The organism is Microbacterium fluminis (assembly GCF_051549805.1).
GTDB lineage: Bacteria > Actinomycetota > Actinomycetes > Actinomycetales > Microbacteriaceae > Microbacterium.
The window spans coordinates 854,611-872,501 of the sequence record NZ_CP196042.1; the positions used below are offsets into that span (position 1 = coordinate 854,611).

The 17,891-nt window shown below is 72.1% G+C and carries 16 protein-coding genes and 1 pseudogene; 7 read left to right on the forward strand and 10 right to left on the reverse strand.

Annotation, left to right across the window (positions count from 1 at the left end; all coding sequences use genetic code 11):
- Positions 1–51 precede the first annotated feature (51 nt).
- Together ACSJDX_RS04105 and ACSJDX_RS04110 are read right to left on the reverse strand one after the other, a co-directional pair.
- Positions 52–1,094: pseudogene (locus tag ACSJDX_RS04105) on the reverse strand (NAD(P)-dependent alcohol dehydrogenase).
- A gap of 100 nt (positions 1,095–1,194) precedes the next feature.
- Entirely contained in the window at positions 1,195–2,292 is a 1,098-nt protein-coding gene (locus ACSJDX_RS04110) for a glycerate kinase (protein ID WP_438354308.1), read from the reverse strand.
- A 236-nt stretch (positions 2,293–2,528) separates the two neighbouring features.
- On the opposite strand from ACSJDX_RS04110, the gene galE reads away from it, so the two are divergent.
- Positions 2,529–3,494, forward strand: a complete 966-nt coding sequence (gene galE, locus ACSJDX_RS04115) for a UDP-glucose 4-epimerase GalE (RefSeq protein ID WP_438354309.1) — start codon at positions 2,529–2,531, stop codon at positions 3,492–3,494.
- A gap of 145 nt (positions 3,495–3,639) precedes the next feature.
- Here galE and ACSJDX_RS04120 read toward each other — a convergent pair whose 3' ends face one another.
- The gene (locus ACSJDX_RS04120; RefSeq protein ID WP_438354930.1) at positions 3,640–4,605 is read right to left on the reverse strand and encodes a LacI family DNA-binding transcriptional regulator; all 966 of its coding nucleotides are present in this window, start codon (positions 4,603–4,605) and stop codon (positions 3,640–3,642) included.
- A gap of 98 nt (positions 4,606–4,703) precedes the next feature.
- Between ACSJDX_RS04120 and galT the strand changes: the two genes are divergently transcribed.
- Genes galT through ACSJDX_RS04135 form a run of 3 tightly spaced genes read left to right on the forward strand, consistent with a single transcriptional unit; the run spans position 4,704 to position 7,768 of the window.
- Positions 4,704–5,915 (forward strand): galactose-1-phosphate uridylyltransferase, encoded by a 1,212-nt coding sequence (gene galT / locus ACSJDX_RS04125; protein WP_438354310.1) that lies wholly within the window; start codon positions 4,704–4,706, stop codon positions 5,913–5,915.
- Positions 5,912–7,087, forward strand: a complete 1,176-nt coding sequence (galK, locus tag ACSJDX_RS04130) for a galactokinase (RefSeq protein WP_438354311.1) — start codon at positions 5,912–5,914, stop codon at positions 7,085–7,087. The genes galT and galK overlap by 4 nt, the downstream gene beginning before the upstream one ends.
- A gap of 48 nt (positions 7,088–7,135) precedes the next feature.
- On the forward strand, positions 7,136–7,768 hold the full coding sequence (locus tag ACSJDX_RS04135) for a TetR/AcrR family transcriptional regulator (protein WP_438354312.1): 633 nt from the start codon (positions 7,136–7,138) through the stop codon (positions 7,766–7,768).
- 9 nt (positions 7,769–7,777) lie between these two features.
- Here ACSJDX_RS04135 and ACSJDX_RS04140 read toward each other — a convergent pair whose 3' ends face one another.
- From ACSJDX_RS04140 to ACSJDX_RS04155, 4 genes are all read right to left on the reverse strand, one after another.
- Complete coding sequence (locus ACSJDX_RS04140; RefSeq protein ID WP_438354313.1) at positions 7,778–8,764, reverse strand: LLM class F420-dependent oxidoreductase; 987 nt, start codon at positions 8,762–8,764, stop codon at positions 7,778–7,780.
- A gap of 9 nt (positions 8,765–8,773) precedes the next feature.
- Entirely contained in the window at positions 8,774–9,784 is a 1,011-nt protein-coding gene (locus tag ACSJDX_RS04145; RefSeq protein ID WP_438354314.1) for a DNA-methyltransferase, read from the reverse strand.
- Complete coding sequence (locus ACSJDX_RS04150; RefSeq protein WP_438354315.1) at positions 9,781–10,830, reverse strand: lipoate--protein ligase family protein; 1,050 nt, start codon at positions 10,828–10,830, stop codon at positions 9,781–9,783. Before ACSJDX_RS04150 ends, ACSJDX_RS04145 begins: the two co-directional genes overlap by 4 nt.
- A 181-nt stretch (positions 10,831–11,011) precedes the next feature.
- Positions 11,012–12,289: an MFS transporter gene (locus ACSJDX_RS04155; RefSeq protein WP_438354316.1), complete on the reverse strand. Its 1,278-nt coding sequence runs from the start codon at positions 12,287–12,289 to the stop codon at positions 11,012–11,014.
- 70 nt (positions 12,290–12,359) lie between these two features.
- Here ACSJDX_RS04155 and ACSJDX_RS04160 point away from each other — a divergent pair, with 70 nt between their 5' ends.
- A complete protein-coding gene (locus ACSJDX_RS04160; RefSeq protein WP_438354317.1) occupies positions 12,360–12,968 on the forward strand; it encodes a TetR/AcrR family transcriptional regulator in 609 nt (202 codons plus the stop codon).
- Between the two features lie 12 nt (positions 12,969–12,980).
- On the opposite strand, the gene ACSJDX_RS04165 is transcribed toward ACSJDX_RS04160, so the two are convergent.
- On the reverse strand, positions 12,981–13,829 hold the full coding sequence (locus tag ACSJDX_RS04165) for an alpha/beta hydrolase (RefSeq protein WP_438354318.1): 849 nt from the start codon (positions 13,827–13,829) through the stop codon (positions 12,981–12,983).
- Between the two features lie 83 nt (positions 13,830–13,912).
- Between ACSJDX_RS04165 and ACSJDX_RS04170 the strand changes: the two genes are divergently transcribed.
- A complete protein-coding gene (locus ACSJDX_RS04170; RefSeq protein WP_438354319.1) occupies positions 13,913–14,362 on the forward strand; it encodes a MarR family winged helix-turn-helix transcriptional regulator in 450 nt (149 codons plus the stop codon).
- Positions 14,363–14,427: 65 nt separating this feature from the next.
- Positions 14,428–15,795, forward strand: coding sequence for an MFS transporter (locus tag ACSJDX_RS04175; protein WP_438354931.1), 1,368 nt, complete (start codon positions 14,428–14,430; stop codon positions 15,793–15,795).
- 32 nt (positions 15,796–15,827) lie between these two features.
- Here ACSJDX_RS04175 and ACSJDX_RS04180 read toward each other — a convergent pair whose 3' ends face one another.
- Both ACSJDX_RS04180 and ACSJDX_RS04185 read right to left on the reverse strand, forming a co-directional pair.
- Complete coding sequence (locus ACSJDX_RS04180) at positions 15,828–17,204, reverse strand: FGGY-family carbohydrate kinase (RefSeq protein WP_438354320.1); 1,377 nt, start codon at positions 17,202–17,204, stop codon at positions 15,828–15,830.
- Positions 17,201–17,890 carry an HAD family hydrolase gene (locus ACSJDX_RS04185; RefSeq protein WP_438354321.1) on the reverse strand — a complete coding sequence of 230 codons (690 nt, stop codon included), beginning with the start codon at positions 17,888–17,890 and terminating at the stop codon, positions 17,201–17,203. Before ACSJDX_RS04185 ends, ACSJDX_RS04180 begins: the two co-directional genes overlap by 4 nt.
- Position 17,891: the final 1 nt, after the last annotated feature.

Below are 17,891 nucleotides of genomic sequence, written 5' to 3' on the forward strand. Positions count from 1 at the left end.
AGCGCCGGTGTCTCGATGCGGGAGAGCAGTCTCACCCCGAGGGGGGTCGGGTCAGGCGAAGGACGCTGCGTCGATCACGAAGCGGTAGCGCACGTCGGAGGACAGGACCCGCTCGTAGGCGTCGTTGATCCCGGATGCCTCGATCAGCTCGATCTCGGGCGCGATCCCGTGCTCGGCGCAGAAGTCGAGCATCTCCTGCGTCTCGGCGATCGAGCCGATCCCCGACCCCGCGAAGGAGCGGCGGTTGCCGAACAGGGTGAAAACGTGCAGCGGAAGCGGCTCGGCCGGCGCCCCGACGTTGACCATCGTGCCGTCGAGGGCGAGCAGGCGCAGGTGCGCGTCGAGGTCGAGCGGCGCGCTGACGGTGTTGATGATGAGATCGAAGGTATTGCGCAGCGTCCGGAACGTCTCGGGGTCGCTCGTGGCGTAGTAGTGGTCCGCGCCCATCGCGAGGCCGTCGTCCTTCTTGCGCAGCGACTGCGAGAGCACCGTGACCTCAGCGCCCATCGCGTGCGCGATCTTCACGGCCAGGTGGCCGAGTCCGCCCAGGCCGACGACGGCGACCTTCTTGCCCGGGCCGGCGTTCCAGTGCGCGAGCGGCGAGTACGTCGTGATGCCGGCGCACAGCAGCGGAGCAGCCGCCTCGTACGGGATCGCCTCGGGCACCCGCAGCACGAAGTCCTCCACCACGACGATCTTCTCGGAGTAGCCGCCCTGGGTGATCGTGCCGTCGCGATCGACGGACGTGAAGGTCTGGGTGTTGCCGTTCAGGCAGTAGTTCTCCATTCCGGCGAGGCAGTTCTCGCACTCGCGGCACGAGTTCACCATGCAGCCGACACCCACCCGGTCGCCGATCGCGTGCAGAGTGACCTCGGATCCGACGGCCTCGACGGTGCCGACGATCTCGTGACCGACCACCTGCGGATAGGTGATCGGACCCCAGTCGCCGCGACGGTGTGGATGTCGGAGTGGCAGATGCCCGCGTAGGCGATGGCGATGAGCACGTCCTTCGGGCCGAGGTCGCGTCGCTCGATCGTGGTGGGGACGAGCGGCTCGGTGGCGGAGGGGGCGGCGTAGGCGTTGACCGTGAACATGGGTTCCTTCGCGAGAGATCGGGTGGTCTCTCCATTCTCGCGACACCCATGACCCGCTCGGGCGGCTTCGGCCCGGTGAAGGGGGCCCTGCGACTACCCCTCAGACCGTGCCTGCCAGCCGCTCCCCCGCCGCACGGAGCCACCGTTCCGGGTCGGAGATCGCCGCCTCAGCCGATCCGGCGAGATCGGTGAGCGAGACCGTCGCGCAGAAGGCGTCCGTGGAGGCATCCGGAGCGATCCGCCCCGCCACGAGCGCCACCGGCACGCCCCGCGCGGCGGCGAGCGCGGCGACGTGCGCGGGCGCCTTGCCCGCGGCGGACTGTCCGTCGAACGACCCCTCGCCGGTGACGACGACGGATGCCCGGGCCACCGCCTCGTCGAGACCGATCAGGTCGGCGACGGCCACCGCGCCGGGCACCAGCTCGGCGCCCCAGACGCGCAGCGCGTAGCCGGTGCCGCCGGCCGCTCCGGCGCCGGGCTCCGCGGCGAAGGCGTCGGTCGGCGATGCCATCGCCGCCCAGCGGGCGAGGGCCGCGTCGGCGAGGGCGATGTCGTCGCGACCGAGTCCCTTCTGGGGCCCGAAGACGGCGGCCGCACCGGTCGGACCGAGGAGCGGATGGGTGACGTCGGTGAGCACGACCACCCCGCCCGCGGGCGGCGGCCGCAGTGCTCCGGACCCCACGGCCGCGAGCGTCGCGAGTCCGCGGAGCCCCGCCGCGATCGGCCGGCCCGCAGCATCCGTCGCCTCCAGTCCCAGCGCGTGGAGCACGCCGATGCCGCCGTCGGTCGACGCGCTGGAGCCGATCCCGAGCACGAGCCGCTCCACGCCATGGTCGAGAGCGGCGACGATCGCCTCGCCGAAGCCGATGGTCGAGGCATCCATCCCGCGCAGCCCACCCCCGAGCAGCTCTATGCCCGAGGTGCTCGCGAGCTCGACGACACCCGTGCCGTCCGGCAGCAGGAGCCAGGATGCCGCGACCGCGGTGCCGTCCGGCCCCGTCACCGTGACCGGCATGCGGCGAGCGCCCGGTACCGCCGCGGCGAAGGCGTCGAGCGTGCCCTCGCCGCCGTCGGCCATCGGAAGCAGCCGCACCTCGGCGGCGGGGTCGACCTCGTGCCACCCCTCGCGCAGCGCCGCCGCGGCATCCGCGGCGAGGAGGGAGCCTTTGAACGAGTCCACAGCGATCACGACGGCCATAGCGCTCATCCTGCCGCACGCGCGTTTCCGCACCCCGTTTCCTTCCAAAGCCCGTGCCGTGGACGAAAGCCCCCGGGATGCCCGGTTCATCCCGGGGGCTTTCGGTCAGAGCACGGGCTTTGGACGAGAAGGGAGGGAGGGCTCGGGGAGCAGGACCGGGGCGGTAGCGTGGGTGCCGCGACCACGGCGATCCGCGTCGACGCCGCCGACCCCCGGCATCCACCTCGAGGAGTTCCATGTCCTGGCTCGTGACCGGCGGTGCCGGCTACATCGGAGCGCACGTCGTGCGCGCGCTCGCCGCCGCAGACCTGTCCCCGGTCGTGCTCGACGACCTCTCCAGCGGGCACGCGTCGTTCGTGCCCGAGGGCGTGCCGTTCGTCGAGGGCTCGATCCTCGACACCGCACTCGTCGAGCAGACCCTGCGCGAGCACGGGGCGGTCGGCGTCATCCACGTCGCCGGCTACAAGTACGCGGGAGTGTCGGTGCAGCGCCCCCTGCATACGTACGCGCAGAACGTCGAGGGCACCCGGTCGGTGCTCGAGGCGATGGTGGCGGCCGGAGTGGCGACCATCGTGTTCTCCTCCAGCGCCGCCGTGTACGGCACGCCCGACGTGGCCCTCGTCACCGAGGGCACCCCGAAGGCCCCCGCCTCGCCGTACGGCGAGTCGAAGCTGATCGGCGAGTGGCTGCTGCGCGACCAGGGGATCGCCACGTCGCTGCGGCACACCTCGCTGCGCTACTTCAACGTGGTCGGCTCGGGCGATCCGGGCGTGTTCGACACCAGCCCGCACAACCTCTTCCCCCTCGTGTTCGAGGCGCTTCTCGAGGGGCGCACGCCGCGGATCAACGGCGACGACTACGACACCCCCGACGGCACGAACGTGCGCGACTACGTGCACGTCGCCGACATCGCGCTCGCCCACGTCGCGGCGGCGCTGCGCCTCGACAACGGTCAGCCGGTCGAGGCCGCCTACAACCTCGGCTCGGGCGACGGCCTCAGTGTGCGGCAGATCATGGACGCCATGGCCCGCGTGACCGGCGTCGACTTCACCCCCGAGATCGCCGCGCGCCGGCCCGGCGACCCCGACCGCATCGTCGCCTCCGGAGAGCTCGCGGCGCGCGACCTCGACTGGGCGATGCGCTGGTCGGTCGACGACATGGTCCGGACCGGCTGGGAGGCCCGCCGGGGCGCGACCGCCTGACCCCCTCCCCTCGCCGCCGAAAGCCCGTGCGCTCGACGAAAGCCCCCGCGGTGCACGGTACAGAGCCGGGGCGCTCGTCCAGCGCACGGGCGTTGGACGGGGTGAGGGTGAGTGCACGGCCCGGCCCGGGGCGGCGGCGGGCGGGCTACCGGACCGAGCTGGCGCGCACCACGAGCGCCGGCGTGAGCGTCACGGCCTCGGGCTCGGCGTCGTGCTCGATGACCTCGACGAGCGCGGCCACGGCCCGTCGGCCGAGGTCGTCGAAGTCCTGCCGCACGGTGGTCAGCGGCGGGGAGTACTGCGCGGCATCCTCGACGTCGTCGAATCCGGCCACCGCGACATCCTCCGGCACGCGTCGCCCGGCCTCGGCGAACGCGCGCAGCGCGCCGAGCGCCATCTGGTCGTTCGCCGCGAAGAGCGCGGGGACGGATGCCTCGACTCCCCGCGCGAGCTCGAATCCCGACCGCGACGTCCAGTCGCCGCGGTGCAGCGCGCCGGTCGCACCGGCCGCGGCGAGCGCCTCGCGCCATCCCCGCTCGCGCTCGGCCGCCGCGAACGAGTCGGCGGGGCCCGCGAGGTGGTCGACGGCGCGATGCCCGAGGCCGAGCAGATGCTCCGTCGCCGCGCGGGCGCCCGCCGCGTGGTCGGTCTGCACCACGCCGACCCCGGGCGCGCGGCCCTCGGCCGGGGTGTCCACGACGACCAGCCGCAACCCCGACGGCGCGTGCGCCGCCCGGGCGAACGCCGTCGCCTCGTTCAACACGATCGCCCCGTCGACCCCCTGATCGCGCAGACGGTCGAACGCGTCCGAGATCGCATCGGGCCCGGTGAGCGTCACCACCGTGAGGGCATAGCCGCGGGATGCCGCGGCATCCGCCACCGCCTGCAGCATGCGCGAGTTGCCCACCGTCGCGAGGGTCGACACCAGGAGCCCGATCGTGCCGGTGCGCCCGGTGCGGAGTGCTCGGGCGGCGCGATGCGGACGGTATCCGAGGGTCGCCATGGCCTGCTCGACGCGCGCCCGCGTGTCGGGGTCGACGCGCGGGCTCGCGTTGACGACGCGCGACACCGTCTGCCCCGAGACCCCCGCCGCGACCGCGACGTCGGCCATCGACACCCTGCGCGGGCTCACCGCCGCATCTCCGCGTACGGAACTCCGGAAGCTGTTCACGTGTTGACGATAACACGCCCCTGCGCTACCGTGTTGACGTGAACACACCGGAGTTCGGCACCGAGCCCACCGCCGCGCCCATGCCCGGATCGGCCCCCGCCTCCGCGGCCGCCCCCGAGACCCTCGGCGCGGGCGTCGTGAAGCGCTCCACGCGCCTGGCCGACGGGCGCGAGCTCGTCTACTACGACGATCCCGGCACGACGCTCCCCGCCGAACGGTCGATCGACGCCCGCACGCTCGACCCGCGCCCGGCCACGGCGTCGATGCGCCGCGACGTGCTCACCGGCGACTGGATCTCGATCGCCGCCGCTCGGCAGAACCGCGCGTTCCTGCCGCCCGCGCATCTCGACCCGCTCGCGCCGCAGGCTCCCGGCAACCCGTCCGAGATCCCGTCGCTGTACGACGTCGCCGTGTTCGAGAACAAGTCCCCGTCGTTCGGACCCGCGCTGGCCCAGGAGACCTCGGGCGCACCGGCCGCCGCCGACCCGCCGCAGAGCCTCGCCGACCTCGACGCCGCCGGGCTCGGTCGCACGCGCGACTCGGTCGGTCGATGCGAGGTGGTGTGCTTCTCGCCGGAGCACGAGGGGTCGTTCGGCACCCTCACCCCCACCCGTGCTCGCACCGTCATCGAGGCGTGGGCCGACCGCACCGCGGCGCTGTCGGCGCTGCCGGGGGTGCAGCAGGTGTTCCCGTTCGAGAACCGCGGCGAGGCGATCGGCGTGACGCTGCGGCATCCGCACGGACAGATCTACGCCTACCCCTATCTCACCCCCCGAACGACACTGCTGCTGAACTCGATCGAGCGCGAGGGTGCCGACCTGTTCGAGCGCATCGTGGCCTTCGAGTCGGAAGGCCCGCGCGTCGTGCTCGAGGGCGAGCACTGGATCGCCTACGTGCCCTTCGCCGCCCGCTGGCCGCTGGAGGTGCACCTCGCCCCGCGGCGGCACGTGCCCGACTTCGCCGCGACCTCGAGCGACGAGCGCGACGAGCTCGCCGGACTCTACCTGCGCCTGCTGCGCGGCGTCGACGCGCTCTACGGCGACCCGACGCCCTATATCGCCGCGTGGCATCAGGCGCCCGTACACGTGGGGCGCGACACCGTGCGGCTGCACCTGCAGCTCACCTCCCCGCGGCGGGCCGCCGACAAGCTCAAGTACCTCGCCGGATCCGAGGCCGCCATGGGCGCCTGGATCGGCGACGTCCCGCCCGAGACGGCGGCGGACCGCCTGAAGGAGGCGATCGGACGATGACGGATGCCTCCTCCCGCGCCGGCGCGCTGCTGGCCGGGCTCACCTCGGCCGACCCGATCGGCACCTGGTCGGCCCCCGGCCGGGTCAACCTGATCGGCGAGCACACCGACTACAACGACGGCTTCGTGCTGCCGTTCGCGATCGACCCGCGCACCGTCGTGGTCGCCGCACCCCGCGCCGACGGGCGACTTCGGGTCGCCTCCACGTTCGCGGAGACACCGGTCGAGACCGACCTCGCCGGGCTCGCGAACCTCTTCCCGGGAGCCGGGGTGCCGGAGTGGGCGGCGTATCCGCTGGGCGTCGCGTGGGCGGCGGTCGCGGCATCCGGAGTCGATCCGTCACGCCTGAACGGCCTCGATCTCGCGATCTCGTCCGACGTGCCGGTCGGCGCGGGGCTGTCGTCGTCGGCGGCGATCGAGGGAGCGGCGGCCGCCGCGCTCGACGAGATCTGGGGGCTCGGCCTCGACCGGGTCGCCCTCGCCCGCGTGGGACGCACCGCCGAGAACGACGCCGTGGGCGCACCCACCGGCATCATGGACCAGATGGCCACGATGCTCGGCCGTCGCGACGCCGCGATCTTCCTGGACTGCCGTTCGCTGCGCACGGAGGTCGTCGATCTCGGCTTCGATGCCGCCGGCCTCGAGCTCGTGGTGATCGACACAGGCGTGAAGCACGCGCACTCCACCGGCGGCTACCGCGACCGGCGCGACGCGTGCGAGCGCGGTGCGGCGGCGCTGGGCGTTCCCGCGCTGCGCGATGTGTCGGTCGACGACCTGCCGCGCGTCGCCGACCTGCTCGACGAGGTCACGTTCCGGCGGGTGCGGCACATCGTCACCGAGAACCAGCGCGTGCTCGACACGGTGCGCACGCTGCGTGCCGAGGGACCGACCGCGATCGGCGACCTGCTGCTCGCGTCGCACGCGTCGATGCGCGACGACTTCGAGATCTCGGTGCCCGAGCTCGACGCGGCGGTCGAGGCGGCCATGCGCGCCGGCGCGATCGGCGCACGCATGACCGGCGGCGGCTTCGGCGGTGCGGCGATCGCGCTCACTCCCCGAGACCGTGTGCAGGACGTGACGGATGCCGCCCGCGCCGCGTTCTCCGACGCCGGGTTCCGCGCCCCGACCGTCTTCTCGGTCACACCGTCCGACGGCGCCCACCGCGACGACTGAGACCCTCGCGCGGCGCTCCCTGCATGCGCAGTCGGGTATCTTCGGCACATGGCACGTCGGGGGGCATACGCCAAGGGGATCGCCAAGCGCGAGGAGATTCTCAGCACGGCGCTGGAGGTCATCGCGCGCGAGGGGTACAGCGGCGCCTCCGTGCGCCAGCTCGCCGAGGCGGTGGGCCTGAGTCAGGCCGGGCTCCTGCACTACTTCGACAGCAAAGAGGAGCTGTTCACGTCGGTGCTGCGCAAGCGCGACGAGGTGCAGTCGCGCGCCTTCACGCGGGAGCAGGAGCCCGCGGGAATCGACGAGTTCCTCGCGCTCGTGCGAGACAACGCCGACGTGCCGGGGCTCGTACGCCTCTACGTGAACGTATCGGCCGCCGCGAGCGACCCCGACCACGCCGGACACGACTACTTCCGGGCGCGCACCGCGCACATCCGCAGTCTCTTCGTGCCCGTCCTGACCGAGGTCAAGCAGCGCGGACGACTGCCCGACGACCTGGACCCGCAGCGACTCGCCCGCATCCTCGTGGCGATCACCGACGGCCTGCAGGTGCAGTGGCTGATGGATCCGAGCATCGACATGGCCGCCGACATCGCCGCCGTGCTGCACGCCCTCGGGATCGACGCGTCGGCTGATCGCGCGGCCGCCCTCGACGCCGCCGAGCCCGCCCTCGAGGCCTGAGCGCGGCGGTCACGCGAGCGCGGGGATGACCTCGCGCTCGAACAGCTCGATGCCGGACCGGTCGTAGGCGTGCTCCGGGAAATAGTGGATCGAGTAGCCCAGGCCCACGTCGGCGCGCGCCTGGAGCTTCTCGACGATCTGCTCGGGGGTGCCGAACCCCGGCGACGCGCGGTACTCCCGCTCGATCCCCGCGGCGCGCTCCTCGCCCACGTGCGGGGTGAGGCGGGCGATCACGGCGGCGAGGCGGTCGTCCGCCTCGGCCTCGGTCGCCGCGACGATCGTGTTGGCGTTGGACGAACGGGTGATCTCGTCGACGTCACGGCCGAGCGCCTCGCAGTGGCCGCGCAGCACCTCGGACTTGTGCACGAACTCCTCGATCGAGCCGGTGAAGTTCGTATAGCTCGCGTACTTCGCCGCGATCTTGAGGGTGACCTTCTCGCCGCCGCCGGCGATCCAGAACGGGATGCCTCCCTCCTGCACGGGCAGCGGGCGCACGATCGCACCGTCGACCTGATAGTGCTTCCCGTCGAGGGTGGCGGTGCCGGTCGTCCACGCCTGATGCATGATCTCGACGCCTTCGCGCAGCATCCCGAGCCGGTCCTTGATCTCGGGGAAGCCGTAGCCGTACGCGCGCCATTCGTGCTCGTACCAGCCGCCGCCGATGCCCATCTCGACGCGTCCGCCCGAGATGAGGTCGACCGTCGCGGCCACCTTCGCGAGGTAGGCGGGGTTGCGGTACGCCATGCACGTGCACATCTGACCGAGGCGGATGCGGTCGGTCACCGCCGCGAACGCCGACATCAGCGTCCACGCCTCGTGGGTGGCCTCCTCGCTCGGCACCGGCGTGGTGTGGAAGTGGTCGTAGACCCACAGCGACTCCCACGGCCCCTCGTCGGCGCGCTGCGCGAGCCCGCTCATCACGCGCCAGTGGTCGGCCGGCTCGATGCCGACGAGGTCGAAGCGCCAGCCCTGGGGGATGAAGGTTCCGAATCGCATGGGACCAGGCTAGGGCCGGACGGATGCCTCGGGGGCGAGCACGACGGTGGCGTGCGGCATCCGTCGCCTCATCACCGCGATCGCCTCGGGATTGGCGTCGACGAGCACGGCGTGGCGCCCGAGGGCGGAGGCGACCGCGCCCGTCGTGCCGCTGCCGGCGAAGAAGTCGAGCACGCGGTCACCCGGGCGGGAGGATGCCTGGACGATGCGCCGCAGGATGCCCTCCGGCTTCTGCGTGGGGTACCCGGTCTTTTCGCGTCCGCTCGTGGGCACGATGGTGTGCCACCACACATCGGTGGGGAGCTTGCCCCGCTCGGCCTTCTCGGGTGTGACCAGGCCCGGTGCCATATAGGGCTCGCGGTCGACGGCGTCGGAGTCGAACCAGTAGGCGTCGGGGTTCTTGACGTAGACGAGGATCGTGTCGTGCTTCGTGGGCCAGCGACGGCGGCTCTTCGCGCCGTAGTCGTAGGCCCAGATGAGCTCGTTGAGGAAGCGGTCGCGGCCGAACAGCGCGTCGAGCAGCACCTTCGCGTAGTGCGCCTCGCGGTAGTCGAGGTGCACGTAGAGGGTGCCGTCGTCGGCGAGCAGCCGCCACGCCTCGGCGAGCCGCGGCTCGAGGAAGCCCCAGTAGTCGTCGAAGCGGTCGTCGTAGGTGCGCAGGTCGCCGCGCAGGCGGGCGTAGTCGCGGCCGTGGAACCCGGTGCGGACGGCGGGGGCGTTGTTCTGTGAACAACTCCGGTCGGCTGGGTCCGGGGCTGCGGGAGCGAAGTGTGGTTCCGCGGGAGCCTCGGCGAGCGCGTCTCGGTCGTCCGGAGTTATGAACGCGCGGGCGGTCTCGACGGCGCGGCCCTGCACGCGGCCGGTGTTGAACGGCGGGTCGAGGTAGATGAGAGTGAAGGTGGCATCGGCGAAGTCGGCGGTCACGGCGAGGTTGTCGCCGAGGTGGATCTCGACCGAGCCGGGTGCGGTGGCCGACGCCGGGACCGGCTCGGCGAGCGGCCCCGGGACAGGCTCGGTCACGGCACGCGGCGCAGCCACGCGTCGGTCGCGAACTTCGACTGCACCAGCGCCTCCGCCTCGACGTATTCCTCTTCGGTGATATGGCCTGGAACCGCGCCGTAGAGGGTCGAGAAGGTCTCGATGAACCGTTCGATGATCGCCTCGCGCGGCATCCCAGTCTGTCGTCGCAGCGGGTCGACGCGCTTGGCGGCCGAGGTCGTGCCCTTGTCGCTGAGCTTCTCGCGGCCGATGCGCAGCACCTCGGTCATCACCTGACCGTCCATGTCGTAGCTGAGGGTGGCGTGGTGCAGCACCCCGCCGTTGGCGAGCCGCTTCTGCGCGGCCCCGCCGATCTTGCCCTGCGGCGAGGCGATGTCGTTGAGCGGCTGGTAGGTCGCGTCCACCCCGACCGAGCGCAGCGCCTGCAGCACCCAGTCGTCGAGGAAGGCGTACGAATCGGCGAACGTCATGCCCGAGACGAGGGATGCCGGCACGTACAGCGAGTACGTGACGATCGAGTTGGCGCCCATCATCATGGCGCCGCCGCCTGAGATGCGCCGGACCACGTCGTACCCGTGCCGGGCCGCGCCCTCGGGATCGACCTCGTTGCGCAGCGACTGGAACGAACCGATCACCACGGCCGATTCGTCCCACTCCCACAGCCGCAGCGTGGGGGCGCGTCGCCCGTCGCCGACACGGGTCGTGAGCACCTCGTCGAGCGCCAGGTTCATGCGCGGGGAGACGGGTCGGTCGTGCACGACCTCCCACGCGAAGTCGCGCCACCCCGGCGCGGTCACGAGGGCGCGGCGCACCGCCGTGCCGACAGACTCGGGCGTGAAGCCGAGCAGCTGCGCACCCTCGGGGAGCGCTCCGCGCACCGCCGCGGCGATCTGCGTGACGTCGGATTCGACCGGCAGCCCGGCGACGGCGGCGTCGATGTCGGCGAGCGCGTCGTCGGGCTCGAGGAAGAAGTCGCCCGCGAGGTGGAAGTCCGCGATGCGGCCGTCGCGCACCTCGAGGTCGACGACGACGAGCTTCCCGCCCGGAACCTTGTACTCACCGTGCATGGGCATCAGCCTACGGCGAGCACGGCGACGGCTCGCCCGGCGCGATGTGTACCGGTGGATGCCTCGACCTCCGCCTCCACCTCCTCCGTCGAGCGGTCGCAACACGCCGCGAGCGCGGGTGCCCGCACGGCGTGTTGCGACCGCTCGACCTGGGGTTGACGGGGCGAGAGGACAGGGCGGGTCAGCGGGAGGGGACGAGGTCCGCGGTGGCCGCGGCATCCGTCCCGGTCTTCGCCGCGCTCACGATGTGCGCACGGCCGATGACCACGGCGGCGATCAGCATGAGCGCGGCGCCTACCCAGTACGGCGCGGCGTGGCTGACCACGGCGTACAGTCCGCCGGCGATGAGCGGTGCGACGGTGCTCATCGCCGCGTTGAGCGACTGCGTCGCGCCGCCGAGCCAGCCCTGCTCGTCGTCGCCGACCGCGTTCGACATCGCGCCGTCCATCGCGGCCTGCGCGGCGCCCTGGCCCGCGGCGAGGGTGAGCGCCCCGACGATGAACAGCCACGGCTGAGCGAAGATCGAGGCGACCAGCGCGAGGGCGACGAGGCCGAGGGCCTGCGCGACGATGCCGCTCACGATCACGCCTCGCTCGCCCATGCGGGGCAGGAGCACGCCCAGCAGTGCGCCTTGCACGATGATGTCGATGATGCCGACGCAGGCGATGAGCAGCCCGATGGCCGTGGGACCCCACTGGATCGAGTCGTAGGCCATGACGCTGAAGTTGTTGACGAAGAAGCCGAACGGCAGCGCGAGCAGACCGAAGCCGATCATGAGGCCGCGCAGCTCTCGGCGTCCGAACGCCTGACGGAACACCGCGAACGGGTGCAGATCCGCGATCCGGATGGCCGGGATGCGGTTCTCGGGCTTCAGGCTCTCGGGCAGCAGGAAGATGCTGAGGATCGCGATCAGGAACGACACGGCGGCCGTCACGAAGACCGGGAGGTCGACGCTCACCGCGGCGAGCAGTCCGCCGACCGCCGGTCCGACCATCGTGCCGATTCCGGAGAGGGCGCCGAGGATGCCGAAGCGCTGGGCGCGCTTCTCGGGCGGAGTGATGTCGGCGAGATAGGCGAACAGGGCGGGGAGGTCTCCGGCGGTCGCACCCTGGATGACGCGGGCCAGGAGCAGCACCCAGAGCCCCCCGCCGATGCCGAACAGCGTCATGCCGACGGCCGCGCCGAAGGCGGCGACGATGATCACCGGTCGCCGGCCGAAGCGGTCGGACAGCCGGCCGAGGAAGGGCGCGATGAGGAAGGCGCAGAGGCCGTTGACGGCCTCGAGCACGCCCACCCACACCGCGAGGTCGTTCTCGTTCGAGACGTACTGCAGCACGACGAAGGGCAGGACGGGCAGCACCACGGTCATCCCCGCGGTGGTGAGCATCGTGAGGACGATGAGCATGATCCACGCGCGGCGGGAGGTGCGCGTCGGAAGCGGTTGGTTCAGTGAAGTCATGCCATAACTGTACCGATACCAGGTTTGGTGTCAAGCCAATTTTGAAGCGAGTCCACGTTAGACTGGACGCATGAGCGAGAGCGAACCCCTCGGACGCCGCGAGCGCAAAAAGGCGGCGACACGCAAGACGATCTCCGACGTCGCGACGATGATGTTCCTCGAGCGCGGTTTCGACAACGTCAGCATCCGCGAGGTCGCCGACGCGGCCGACGTCTCGCCGACCACGGTGTTCGCGCACTTCCCGCAGAAGGAGGCCCTCGTCTTCGACGAGGACGACGAGCAGCGCGAACGGCTCGTCGCCGTCGTGCGCGATCGCGCGGCGGGCACCAGCATCCATTCCGCCATCTACGACTTCTACGCGCGCGAGATCCGCCTCAGCGCCGAGGAGCACGGCGACGACGTCACCCGCGTCTTCATGGCCTTCCTGAACGACACGCCCGCCCTGCGCGACTACGCCACGCGGATGTGGCTGCGGCACGAGGATGCGCTGTCCTCGGCGATCGCCGAGGACGTCGGTCTCGGCGTCCCGACCGACGAGATCCGCGCGTATGCACGGTTCGTGCTGCAGATGCAGCAGCTCGTGAACGAGGCGGAGGATCCGATCGCCGCCCTCGACGCCGGCTTCGGCATCCTCGACGCGGGCTGGTCCGCGGCCGAGGAACGGCTGCGTCGCCGGTAGCGGGGTCCGACGTCAGTCGCGCACGGGGAAGCGCGCGTCCAGCCACGCGAGCAGGTCGCCGCGCACCTGCTCCTGCGCCACCTCGTTGAAGATCTCGTGGCGCGCGTCGGGGTAGACGAGCGTCGTCACGTCGGTCAGTCCGGAGCGGGTGCGGTACTCGTCGGCGAGCTTGTGCACGCTGCGTGGTCCGCCCACGGTGTCGTCGCGTCCGACCATGAGGAGGGCCGGGATGTCGCGCCCGAGGTCCTTCCGCGGACGCCCGAAAAGCCGCGCCGCCTCGACGGGGCCGAACAGCCGCGCGAGCGGCGTCATCGTCGTGAGCGGGTCGCGCACGAACGCCTCCCCGACGGAGACGTCGCTGGAGAGCCACTCCACGCCCGAGGCATCCCTCGTCTTCCATGGCGCGTTGAGGTCGCCGGCGTTGAGCGAGCCGGGCATGCGCAGCGCCGAGCCGCTCAGCACGAGGGCGTCGTAGGCCTCGGGATGCTGGTTGAGGAGGATCTGCGCGAGGAACGACCCCCAGGAGTGGCCGAGGAGGACGAGCGGGAGGTCGGGGTTCTCGCCGCGGATGATCCCGGTGAGCTGCCAGACGGCGGCGACGGCGGCGCGGTGCCCGCCCTTTCCGAGCCGACCGAGGGACGCGGCATCCCCGTGCTGCTTCATCCCGGTGCGCCCGTGCCCCCGGTGGTCGTCGGCGTACACCGTGAACCCGTCGGCGGTGAGCGCCTCGATCAGTGCGCCGTAACGGCCGGCGTGCTCGCCGACGCCGTGCAGCAGCTGCACGACCGCCCGGGGGCGGGTCACGGCGGGATGGACGTCGTACACGATCGCGACGCCGTGCGCGTCGGTGAACTCGGGCATGCCCGCGAGCCTATCGGCGCCCCGCTCACCCGCGGTCGACGGGTTTGTTTAGGATGACTAATGAGCTAGGCTAACGATCGACGATGAGCGACACGAACGATATCCCCGACCACGACGAACTCCGCGCCGCGGCATCCGATCTGCGGATGGCGACCTTCCGGCTCGCCCGGCGCCTGCGGGCGCAGCGCGCCGTCGACACCATGAGCGACGCGCAGTTCGCCGTGCTGGCGGCCCTGAAGGTGCACGGGCCGCACACCCTCGGCGAGCTGGCCGAACGGGAGCGGGTCACCGCCCCCTCGATGAACCGCACCGTCAACTGCCTGGAAGAGCTGGGGTACATCGCCCGCACCCCCGATGAGGTCGACCGCCGCAAGGTGAACGTGGCCGCCACCGAGGTCGGCCGCGAGGTCGTCGAGGAGACCGTGCGCCGCCGCGATGCCTGGCTCGAGGACGCGCTCTCCGGCATGACGGATGCCGAGCGCGCCGTGCTGGCCGAGGCCGCCGCCCTCATGCGCGGGGTGGCCGACCGATGAAGATCCCCACGCCCTCTCCACGCGCCGCTGGCGCGTCGCGCGGAGCCTCTGGGCGCGTGGGCCCAATGTTCCGCAGCCTCTCGCTGTTCAACTTCCGCGTCTGGATCATCGGCTCGCTGGTGTCGAACATCGGCGGATGGATGCAGGCGACCGCGCAGGACTGGGTGGTGCTCACCGAGCTGACCGATCACGACGCGACCGCGATGGGCGTGACGATGGCGCTGCAGTTCGGCCCGCCCCTGCTGCTCGTCGGCGTGACCGGCTGGGTCGCCGATCGCTTCGACCGGCGCCGCCTGCTGATGCTGACGCAGTCCACGCTCATGCTCCTCGCGATCGCCGTCGGCGTGCTGCTGCTCACGCACGTCATGACATTGCCGCTCATGTGGATGTTCGCCCTCGCGTTCGGTGTCGCGACCGCGTTCGACGCCCCCGCCCGGCAGGCGTTCGTGTCGGACGTAGTGGCGCGCGAGAACGCCTCCAACGCGGTCGCCCTGAACGCGGCCTCCTTCAACATGGCGCGCCTGATCGGACCGGCCGTCGGCGGCGTGCTCATCGTGCTGATCGGCACGGGATGGATGTTCCTCGCCAACGCCGCCACGTTCCTGGCGATGCTCATCGCGCTGTGGGTGATCCGGGCCGACGAGCTGGTGCCGCGCGTGCGGCAGACCGAGGCGGCACGTCTGGCCGACGGGTTCCGCTACGTCGCCGGGCGTCCCGACCTCGTCGTGGCGTTCGTGATGGTGTTCCTGCTCGGCGCGTTCGGCATGAACTTCCCCATCTTCGCCTCGACGATGGCGATCGAGTTCGGGCAGAACGCCGACGGGTACGGCTTGCTCAGCTCGGTGCTCGCGATCGGGTCGCTCGCCGGCGCCCTGATGTCGGCCCGTCGCGACCAGGCGCGCCTGCGGGTGGTGATCTACGCCGCGGCGGGGTTCGGCGTGGTGTCGCTGGTGTCGTCGTTCATGCCGCTGTACGCGCTGTACGCCGCGACGCTGGTCCTGGTCGGCTTCTGCACCGTCACGATGCTGACCACGGCCAACGGCTATGTGCAGACGACGACCGACCCGGCTCTGCGCGGGCGCGTGCTCGCGCTGTACATGGCGGTGCTGATGGGCGCCACACCGATCGGCGCACCGATCGTCGGATGGGTGGCCACGACGTTCGGGCCGCGGTCGGCGATCCAGGTCGGTGCGGCGGCCGGGCTGCTGGCCGGCGCGATCGGGCTCGTGTGGGTGATGGCGTCGGGACGGATGCACCGCCACGCCACGAGCCGCTTCCGGGTCACCATCGACCAGACCCGGCCGCTGCGGGTCGTCGCGCCCGAAGAGTTCAGCGACGTCGTGGCCGAGACCACCCCGATCCGCCTCCCCCGCGCGGAAACCCGGCGTGACACGGGCCCCGCTCGTGCCCGGGAGGCACGCGCGCTGCCCTGAGGCAGCGGGTCCTCGTCACGCTCTGACGGTCGTCACCCGATCGCCGCTCGCAGCCGCGCGTACTGCTCGTCGAGACGGCGACCGAGTCCGGCATCGGGTTCGACGGTCATGGCGGGCCGGGCGAGCGCCGCCGCGGTGACGGACAGGGCTTCGCCCCGCAGGACCGACGCGGCGAGCACCGCGGCGCCGAAACCCGAGTCCCGCGTGCTCGCCACCTGCACGGAGCGCCCGAGCGCCGAGGCGCGGATGCGGTTCCAGAGCAGGCTCTGCGACGCTCCACCACTGAGCACGTGGCGTCTCGAGGGGACACCGGCATCGGCGAGCACCTCGAGTCCCCATCGTTCGACGAGAGCGACCCCTTCCAGCACCGCGCGATACGCCTCGGCCATCGAGAGCCCCGCCCAGTCTCCTCCCACGACCGTCGCGGTCGCCGTCGCATTCCGCCAGGGGAACCGCTCGCCGGCGAAGGGCAGCGGATAGACGACCACCGGCGACGACACCGTGGCGACCTCGTCGTCGAACGCGCCTTCGCGCCCGGCCGCGGAGGGGACCAGTGCGCCGAGCGACGCCGCGCCGACATTCGACGCGCCGCCCGGCAGCCAGACCCCGTCGGGGGTGAGGTGCGAGTAGAGGCCGCGCGCCGGATCGCACACCTCCCGATCGGCCCCGGCCTTGAGCACGAGAGTGGTTCCCAGCACCCCGACCGAGTCGCCGACGCCGACGGCGCCGGTGGCGATCTGCGAGGTGCAGCCGTCGGTCATGCCGGCCACGACGACCGCCCCCGTGAACGGTCCTGCCGCGGCCGTGCCGACCTCTGCGCCGGGGGCGACGAGATCGGGCAGCCGGGAGGAGTCCACCTCGGCGATCTCCAGGGCGGTCGGATCCCAGCGGCGGGATGCCGGATCGACGGCCGCCTTCAGTGCGTGCGAGGTGTCCATCGGCACCGCGTCACCCACCAGCCAGGCGGCCACCACGTCCGCGGTGGATGCCACTCCGGCGTCGGGATACGCGGCGAGGACGGCGCCGATCCGCGCCAGCATCCCTGCCGGGCGGCGGATCCCGGCCTCAGCGATCCGCCGTTCCAGGGACGCGGAAGCGCCGTCGTTGTACATCACCGCGGCGCCGGCGGCCCGACCGCGCCGGTCGACGGGCACGACGGTGCCGGAGGTTCCGGTGACGCAGATCGCCCCGACATCGCCGCCGCGTCGGCCGAGGTCGACGGCGAGCGCGGCCAGGAGGTCGCCCGCGACCTCGGCGTATCGCGGGTCCTGCTGCCGCGCCGAGCCGTCGACGACCGGGGGCGGAAGCGGCGCGGACCGGGTGGCGACCACGGCTCCGCTGTCGATGTCGACGGCGAGCGCCCGCGCGCCCGCGGTCGCCAGGTCGATCCCGACGGCGATGCCGGTCATGGGAAGAGCACGCGATCCACGCCCGCGAGGCCGGGCACCACGAGGTCGGCGACCGCGGCCTGCTCGGGAAGGGCCACGTCGGGCGCCTCGCCCCGCAGCACCCACACGGTGCCCAGACCCAGTTCGTGCGCCGGGAGCACGTCGTTGTCGAAGCGGTTGCCGATGTGCACCGCTTCGCCCGGTTCGGCCCCGGCCCGATCCAGACACCACTCGAACAGCTCCCGTGACGGCTTCTCGTAGCCGACCACCGCGGACACACCCCAGATCGAGATTAACTCGCCCGCGCCGTCGCGCCGCAGCGCGTCGATCACGCCGGCCTCCTGATTGGCGAGCACCCCGATCGGCGCATGCGCGGCGACGGCGGCCAGGAAGGGCAGCGCGTCGGGGTACAGAGTGCCGGCGGGGTGGACCCAGTGCGCACGCGTGCGCTCGTGCAGCTCGCCGCGTCGCGACGCCGAACCGAGGAACCGTTCGGCCAGCGCGGTGCGCAGCGACGTCCCGTCGCCGTTGCGGAACCCGTCGTACAGGGCGCGCAGCTCGCCCCGATCGACGGCACCTCTCCCCTCGGCGGCACGCAGCTCGTCGAGCGCCGACGTCACGGCGACGACGAAGTTGTCGTCGTCGTACAGGGGTCCGCCCACGTCGAGGAAGACGACCTTCGGATGCGCGAGCCGCTCGATCCCCACC